Source organism: Bradyrhizobium sp. Crot121, from assembly GCF_059512385.1.
Genome location: NZ_JCAMOR010000203.1, coordinates 1 through 2,110, shown reverse-complemented (window position 1 = coordinate 2,110; position 2,110 = coordinate 1). Strand labels below are relative to the sequence as shown.

The 2,110-nt window shown below is 57.6% G+C and carries 2 protein-coding genes; one reads left to right on the top strand and one right to left on the bottom strand.

Annotated elements, in window-relative coordinates; genetic code table 11:
- The first annotated feature begins 211 nt into the window (after positions 1-211).
- A complete protein-coding gene (locus AC5ZGW_RS45930; RefSeq protein ID WP_130231878.1) occupies positions 212-700 on the top strand; it encodes a hypothetical protein in 489 nt (162 codons plus the stop codon).
- Positions 701-1,142: 442 nt separating this feature from the next.
- On the opposite strand, the gene AC5ZGW_RS45925 is transcribed toward AC5ZGW_RS45930, so the two are convergent.
- Positions 1,143-1,676, bottom strand: coding sequence for a hypothetical protein (locus AC5ZGW_RS45925; protein ID WP_130231876.1), 534 nt, complete (start codon positions 1,674-1,676; stop codon positions 1,143-1,145).
- Positions 1,677-2,110: the final 434 nt, after the last annotated feature.

Genomic DNA, 2,110 nt, shown 5'->3' with positions numbered 1-2,110 from the left:
GACGTGACGGGAATTCTCTGGGGTGGGCCGTCCCTGGCCGCACCTTCCGCTTCGGGCTCAATCTTGCGCTTGTCCGGTGCGCGGCCAAGTTCTGTTTCTGGCCCATAAGGGACTTTCGACCTGCCAGCGTCAACTCGGTATTCGGGTGCGCTTGCACACTCTAGTTTACCCCTTCCATCGAGCGTAGAGTGCACATCCAGTAGAGGGCATGATGAAAACCACCTTTCTTTCAACACTGATCCTTGCACTTTCGACGAGCGCCACCTTCGCACAACAGCCCGCGCAGTGCCGAAACTTTGAGGCGACAATTGCGCTTCAGATGACCAAAGAAGGTTGCTTAAGTCAGATCGACCTTTGCACAGTCGGAACAGTCATGAGCAACGAGACCGCTCTAAGCGGCGCAACTTGGTTTTTCACGGCGCACGGAATGGCCGAAACGGCTGGACTGCCCTCTTTGCCCAAAACACTGCAATCTTACGCCGGAACGGTAGTAGTCACGGCAAAAGGGGGAACATTCACGACCACCAATGCTGGCATGTACGACACCGAGTCTCAGGCCTTCAGCCAACTGGATAAGATCGTCAAAGGAACTGATCGATTCAGCAACTCCACCGGCCGGCTCATTTTTCTCACCGGCATCGGTCGTCAAGGCGGCGGATTTGATTCGCATGCTCGCGGCGAGTTGTGCGTGAACGAGTAACCGGACGGGTCCGGTAAACTGAGTTGGAGATGGACCACACAGCACCAGGATTGCGCAGGCGACATGGGAAGCCCCTCTGTTGGCGGTCTCCAAGTCGTCCTTAATCTTAGAAACGCCGTCGCCGGTATAGATCTGGCGACGGCTCATCGTGAGTAGTTCCAGCATCACCTACAAAGTGGAGCCGGTACTGAGTGTACGGGCGGTGAGAGCCTCCAAAGACACTACCTTACGCGGGCTCCCGTTCGGTGCAGCTCACGATCCCGCCGAATATCGTCCGGAGTAAGGGGCGGACTGGCCACGTCAAAGCCGGTCCAGTCCGACTGTCGCCAGGCTGCGCTCCTCCGCCGATGGTCGACTGAAGACTGGTCGAGCAGGTGCCACTGATCGACATTCATACGCAACTAGAGCAGCTCATCATGAACGCGAGCATAGCGTTCGATGCTCATCTGGTCGGATCAGGTCGCGAACTTCCAACGGTAGCCGGAATTTTGTACTCGCCGCGGAGTTCATCCCACAGGGCCGTGTCGCTGACGAGCACGACGTGGTACTCACCGCGGCCCGTAATCCCGGCATATTTGCCCCTGCCACCAGTGAACTCGAAGGTACCGCGGAACTCTTTCGGCTTCGCGTCTTTCAGGACGTACTTGGCAAAGACCTTAGATCCATCGGCCTCTGTGAAGGTCTTGTGGCCGCCGCTGGAAGTGCCAGCATCCGTTAGATCAACCACCTGATAGCGGGCTTTGTCGAGGAAGGTCTTGCCGTCGGCGTTGAACACGGCGCCGTCGTATTCGGTGACCGACACCGTATGGTCAGCCCGGTCTTCCACCTTCACGCTCTTGCTGGACAGGGCGACCAGAACGGCTCGACCAAACCATTGGCCCGCTTCTTCTGCCGCGGCCGGGACAGCGGCCGTCGGGACTGCCAAAGCAAGCACAACACAACCCGAAATCCACAATGAATGGAGATGATACCTCATGGTTTCCTCCCAGATAGGTTGCGGGTACACGTCGTCGAGCAAAGACCTCCACTTTTGAATTTCCAATGCGTCTATTGGACGCGTGATCTCCATGCATCAATGGTCTGCCGTACTGACCTAGCTCTTTGCGAGCGCCGGGCGCCGATACTTCCTATGGACGTGCAACTGCGACGGTCAGAGCGCGCTAATGTAGATCGTGCAGCCCTCTGTCAAGCAGATGCGAGCAGCTCGCCGGTTTCGAATTGATCGAGCAATCGATGAACATCCGACGAATCTTTTGGTTGGCTCGGGCAAGTCACGAGCTTCCATTCTTCCGCTTCTGTGAAGGGTTTCGGATGCCGGCCGCTTGAGGGAGGACGCGGCGTATTCGGCGGCCGGCGTCCGAAAGCCTCCAAGGGAGGAAACCGCGCGTGAGAAACGTAAGGCGGTGCGGC

What these genes read in the sequence shown, in the direction of transcription:
- AC5ZGW_RS45925 (WP_130231876.1), bottom strand. Translation starts at nt 1,676, where the DNA reads ATGAGGTATCATCTCCATTCATTGTGGATTTCGGGTTGTGTTGTGCTT.
- AC5ZGW_RS45930 (WP_130231878.1), top strand. Translation starts at nt 212, where the DNA reads ATGAAAACCACCTTTCTTTCAACACTGATCCTTGCACTTTCGACGAGC.